Origin of the sequence: Devosia sp., from assembly GCF_034675085.1 — a bacterium.
Classification (GTDB): domain Bacteria; phylum Pseudomonadota; class Alphaproteobacteria; order Rhizobiales; family Devosiaceae; genus Devosia.
The window spans coordinates 1-2,288 of record NZ_JAUCDN010000419.1 but is presented as its reverse complement, the minus strand read 5'-3'; the positions used below and the strand labels follow the sequence as shown (position 1 = coordinate 2,288).

3 protein-coding genes are annotated in these 2,288 nt (G+C 65.4%); 1 reads left to right on the top strand and 2 read right to left on the bottom strand.

Annotated features, from left to right (window positions below):
• Nucleotides 1-1,105: ABC transporter transmembrane domain-containing protein (locus VDP82_RS17200; RefSeq protein WP_323016044.1), on the bottom strand; the 1,105-nt coding region annotated here is incomplete at its 3' end.
• 225 nt (nt 1,106-1,330) lie between these two features.
• On the opposite strand from VDP82_RS17200, the gene rpmE reads away from it, so the two are divergent.
• A complete protein-coding gene (gene rpmE / locus VDP82_RS17195; RefSeq protein WP_035100046.1) occupies nt 1,331-1,552 on the top strand; it encodes a 50S ribosomal protein L31 in 222 nt (73 codons plus the stop codon).
• A 218-nt stretch (nt 1,553-1,770) separates the two neighbouring features.
• Here rpmE and VDP82_RS17190 read toward each other — a convergent pair.
• A partial coding sequence (locus tag VDP82_RS17190) for a DUF1465 family protein (RefSeq protein ID WP_416347139.1) occupies nt 1,771-2,288 on the bottom strand: 518 nt, incomplete at its 5' end.

Genomic DNA, 2,288 nt, shown 5'->3' with positions numbered 1-2,288 from the left:
AATCGACACCGGCGAAGCGCACCGTGCCCAAGGGCGGCTCGGGCAGGGTCTGGGGGTCCTCGGGATCGCGGATGGACGGTTCGGTGTCCAGGATTTCCATCAGCCGCTCGGTGGCTCCGGCCACCGATTGCAGGGATCCCAGCACCTCGCTGAGATTGGTCAGCGCACCCGAGGCCATCAGCGCATAAACCAGGAACTGCGCCAGTTGCCCCGCCGTCACCGAGCCCTCGAATACCGAGCGCGCGCCCCACCACACCATGAACACCAGCGCCGCCGTGCCCAGGAAGATCACCATGGTCACCAGCACCGCCCGCGCCAGCAGCCGGCGCAATTCGGCCTGATAGCTGGCTTCGCTGCGCTCATGGTAGAATTGCGCCTGGATCGGCTCCTGCGTGAAGGCCTTGACCGTGCGCGTCGCCCCCAGCATTTCGGTGGCCATGGCCGAAAGGTCGGCCAGCGCGTCCTGGGTGCGCCGCGACATGCCGCGCAGCCGCCGGGCGAAGGACACCACCGGCAAAAGAATCGCCGGCGCCGCGATCACCACCGCCAGCGTCAGGACCGGGCTGGTCAGCAGCATCATGGCCAGCGCGCCCAGAATGGTGACGAAGGAACGCAGCGCCAGCGAGAAATTCGAGCCCAGCGCGCTGCGGATCATGGTGACGTCGCCGGTGAGGCGGCTGGTGAATTCCCCCACCCGATGGGTGTCGAAATAGCGCGCGTCCAGCCCCAGCAGATGGGTGAACACCGCCTCGCGCAGATCGGCCAGAACGCGCTCGCCGATCACCGAGATGAAATAGAACCGCCCGCCGCTGGCCACGGCCATCACCCCGGCCACGCCCAGCACCAGCCAGCCATAGCGGCCGACATTTTCCAGGTTCTGCGTGATGAAGCCCTCGTCGATCGCCCCGCCCAGCAGCGCGGGAATGGCCAGCGAGGCCACCGCCGAAACCAGAAGGAAGACGATGGTCAGCGCCAGCCGCACCGGATAGCGCAAGACGAAGGGACTGAGATTGCGCAGCGGCCGCAACCGCCGGGGATTGGTGGCCACGGCCACGATATCGTCATCTTGCGCTTCGGCGTCGCTGCTGGCGGCCTGGTCTGTCATCGCTCGGTCACGCCATCATGCTGGTGCCTAAGATCGAGGATTGGATATAGGCACTGCCCGGCGGGCCGGCAACCGCTTTGTCCGGCGTGGTCCGGCGTGAAATTGCCGCCCCGGCGAGTTTTCGACAGGGCCTTGCGAATTGCGCGCCTATTCTATATGAAGCCGCCAACACCAGTTCTGAGCTCTCCGGGCGCCGCGGCGCCCGTTTGATTTGAGGCAACACCGATGAAGGCTGACATCCACCCGGACTACCACACCATCACCGTGGTGATGACCGACGGCACCAAGTATGAAACCCGCTCCACCTATGGCAAGCCGGGCGACACGCTGCAGCTCGACATCGACCCCAAGACCCACCCCGCCTGGACCGGCGGCACGGGCCAGCTTCTCGACCGCGGCGGCCGCGTCAGCCGCTTCAAGGAGCGCTTCAAGGGCCTGGGCATCTAAGCCATCCCTCGGAAAATTCAAAGCCCGGCCATCGCGCCGGGCTTTTTGTTATGCGCATCCTATCCCACACCCTGTCATGCCGGCGCCGGCCGGCATCCATTCTGAAGACCATCACCCCAGCAAGGGGATGTAGAAACATGCGGTGATGGATTCCGGCCCAAGGCCGGAATGACACTTTGGATGGGAAAAATTGGGGGCCCGATGAAGCGTAAGATGGGCTAGCTGCGCCCGAACGCGGCCTTGAGCCGGGCGAGCTGGTCGGCGACGCCGTTGACCGCGCCGGCCTCCATGGGCGGCAGCTTGCCGCGCTCGAGCGTATCGAACTGCATCACCCGCTCGAACAGGCGGTCGCCCTTGTCGATATAGTCGCGCAAAATGGCCGGCAGTTGCTCGTAGCCCGGCCCGCCCCGCTCCGAGGGGGTGGCGGAAAACTTGACCTTTTCCTTTTCGGAACGGGCGTTTTCGCGGGTGATCTCGCCTTCATTGACCGCCCGCTGCAACAAGAGCCAGGAGGCCAGTTGCATCAGCCTGGTGGTGAGGCGCATGGATTCGGTGGCATAAAGAAAAGCCGCTTCCCGGCCCAGGACGCGGCTGTCGGCCCGCCCCTCGCCATCGAGATAGGACGCAACGGCCTCGATCAGCCCCATGCCTTCGCGATAAAGTGCGTCGAACCCGCCCGAAGCCACGATGCGCGGCCCGATGGCGATCGCCGCTCCAGTCTCGTCCAATTCGGTCA